This is a genomic window from Streptomyces sp. NH27, assembly GCF_056859195.1.
The window spans coordinates 1-2,464 of the sequence record NZ_JACEGK010000774.1; the positions used below are offsets into that span (position 1 = coordinate 1).

Sequence of the window (2,464 nt, forward strand, 5' to 3'; positions counted from 1 at the left end):
AGATGAGGGCTCCCACCCACTTGATGGGGTAAGGCTCCCAGTAGACGACTGGGTTGATAGGCCGGATGTGGAAGCCTCGTGAGGGGTGGAGCTGACCGGTACTAATAGGCCGAGGGCTTGTCCATGTATGCTCGCGTCCACTGTTTGGTTCCCGGGTTGCGAACAGTCGCATCCGGTGAACACTCAACTGAAAAGTGTGCTTGTTCGCTCGGACTCTGTCGAAATCCCGTGTATGCGGGATGACCCGATAGTGTTTCGGTGGTCATAGCGTTAGGGAAACGCCCGGTTACATTCCGAACCCGGAAGCTAAGCCTTTCAGCGCCGATGGTACTGCAGGGGGGACCCTGTGGGAGAGTAGGACACCGCCGAACAATCTTTCTGGACCCTTGGTCCTGGCCTGAGCGCTGGGACCAAGGGTCCTTTTTGTTGTGCTCGAAGCGCGTCCTCCCGGCCGCTACGGGAGACTTGAACTACAGCAGTACGATCCGACAGGAGTCACGTCGATGTCCAACTCGCCCGAAGACAGGCCCGAGCGCGGCGATCACCGCCGCGAGGATCGGCGTGACGACCGTCCCGGTGGCCCGCGCCGTGATGACCACCGCGGTGGCGCCGGCAACCGTCGCGATGACCGGTCCGACCGGCCGCGCTACGACCGACCCCGTGACGACCGTCAGGGCGGTGGCGGTGGTGTCCGTCGCGACGAGCGTCCCCGTCACGACCGGCCGCGTGATGACCGTCCGCGTGATGACCGTAGGGACGACCGTCCCCGTGGTCCGCGTCGTGACGATGACCGTGGTGGGTTCCGTCGTGATGACCGTCCGGGTGGTGGCGGTGGCGGTGGTTTCCGCCGTGATGACCGTCCCCGTGATGACCGTCCGCGCTACGACCGGCCGCGCGATGACCGCCCCCGCGATGACCGTCCCCGGTACGACCGTCCCCGCGACGATCGCAGGGACGACCGCCCGGGCGGCGGTGGCGGGTTCCGTCGTGACGATCGCCCGCGTGATGACCGTAGGGACGACCGTCCCCGTGGTCCGCGTCGTGATGACGCCCGCGGTGGTTTCCGCCGTGACGACCGTCCGCGTGACGACCGGCCGCGTGATGACCGTAGGGACGACCGTCCCCGCGGCCCGCGGCGCGACGACGACCGGGACCGTGGCCGCCGTCCGGCGGTGCAGGGTCGGGGCAGGTTCGAGAGCCGCGGCGGCCGGGACGAGCGCAGGGACGACCGCGAGCCGATCCGGCGGCTGCCGATCCCGGACGAGGTGACCGGCCAGGAGATCGACCCGAGCGTGCGGCAGGAGCTGATGAGCCTGCCCAAGACGCTCGCGGAGGACGTGGCACGCAACCTGGTGATGGTCGCGCGGCTCCTCGACGAGGACGCGGAGCAGGCGTACGCGTACTCTCGTGTCGCGCTGCGGCTCGCCTCGCGCGTCGCGGCGGTGCGGGAGGCGGCCGGCTTCGCGTCGTACGCCACCGAGCGGTACTCGGAGGCGCTGGCGGAGTTCCGTACCACCCGGCGGATGACCGGCACGGTGGACCTGTGGCCGGTGATGGCCGACTGCGAGCGCGGGCTCGGGCGGCCCGAGCGGGCGTTGGAGATGGCCGGTGCGCCCGAGGTGCACAAGCTGGACAAGGCCGGGCAGGTCGAGATGCGGCTGGTCGCGGCCGGCGCCCGGCAGGACCTCGGCCAGGCCGAGGCCGCGGTGGTCACCCTCCAGAGCTCGGAGCTGGCGGCCAGCGCCATCCACCCGTGGACGGCGCGGCTGCGCTACGCCTACGCGGACGCGCTGCTCGCGGTCGGCCGGGAGAACGAGGCCCGCGAGTGGTTCGCGAAGGCGGTGGAGGCCGATCACAACGGGACGACCGACGCCTCCGACCGGCTCGCCCAGCTCGACGGCGTCGCGTTCGTGGACGCCTTCGAGGGTGACGAGGCCGAGGACGGTGACGAGAACGTCGATGTGACGGACACGGATGCCGGCACGGACGCGCCCGCGGGCGCCGACGTGGTGGTCGAGGTGATCGACGACGGCCTGACCGACGAGGTCGTGGTCGACGACGAGGACGCCGACACGGCGGACGACGTGGACGACGTGGACGACTCGGATGACGTGGACGACTCGGATGACGAGTCCGACGATGCCTATGCCGAGGACGAGGACGAGGACCGTGGCGACGCGGATGCCTCCTCCGACGGGAGGGCCGACGCGAAGACCGACGTGAAGGCGGCCGACGCCTCCGAGGACACCGAAGACGTCAAGAGCGACGAGGACACCGAGGACACCGAGGACGTCAAGGGTTCCGAGGGCGACGAGGACAAGGTGACCGGCGACGCCGGGTCGGCCGAGCCGTCGTCCTTCCTCGACTCCCCGTTCCGCGCCCCGGCGCACCCGGAGCGCGAGGACGACTGAACGTCCGTCACCATCCGGTGAGTTGAGGGCGGCATCCGTGACCACACGGATGC

The 2,464-nt window shown here is 69.8% G+C and carries 1 protein-coding gene, 2 rRNA genes and 1 pseudogene; all 4 read left to right on the forward strand.

Features of this window, described 5'->3' with window-relative positions; translation table 11 throughout:
* Positions 1-125, forward strand: a 23S ribosomal RNA gene (locus AC13HU_RS35635); the annotation flags it as partial.
* 129 nt (positions 126-254) lie between these two features.
* Positions 255-371, forward strand: a 5S ribosomal RNA gene (gene rrf, locus AC13HU_RS35640).
* A 190-nt stretch (positions 372-561) separates the two neighbouring features.
* Positions 562-1,269 carry a hypothetical protein gene (locus AC13HU_RS35645; protein WP_483046146.1) on the forward strand — a complete coding sequence of 236 codons (708 nt, stop codon included), beginning with the start codon at positions 562-564 and terminating at the stop codon, positions 1,267-1,269.
* A pseudogene (locus AC13HU_RS35650) lies at positions 1,239-2,090 on the forward strand (hypothetical protein); the annotation flags it as partial. The gene AC13HU_RS35645 and the pseudogene AC13HU_RS35650, both read left to right, overlap by 31 nt.
* Positions 2,091-2,464: the final 374 nt, after the last annotated feature.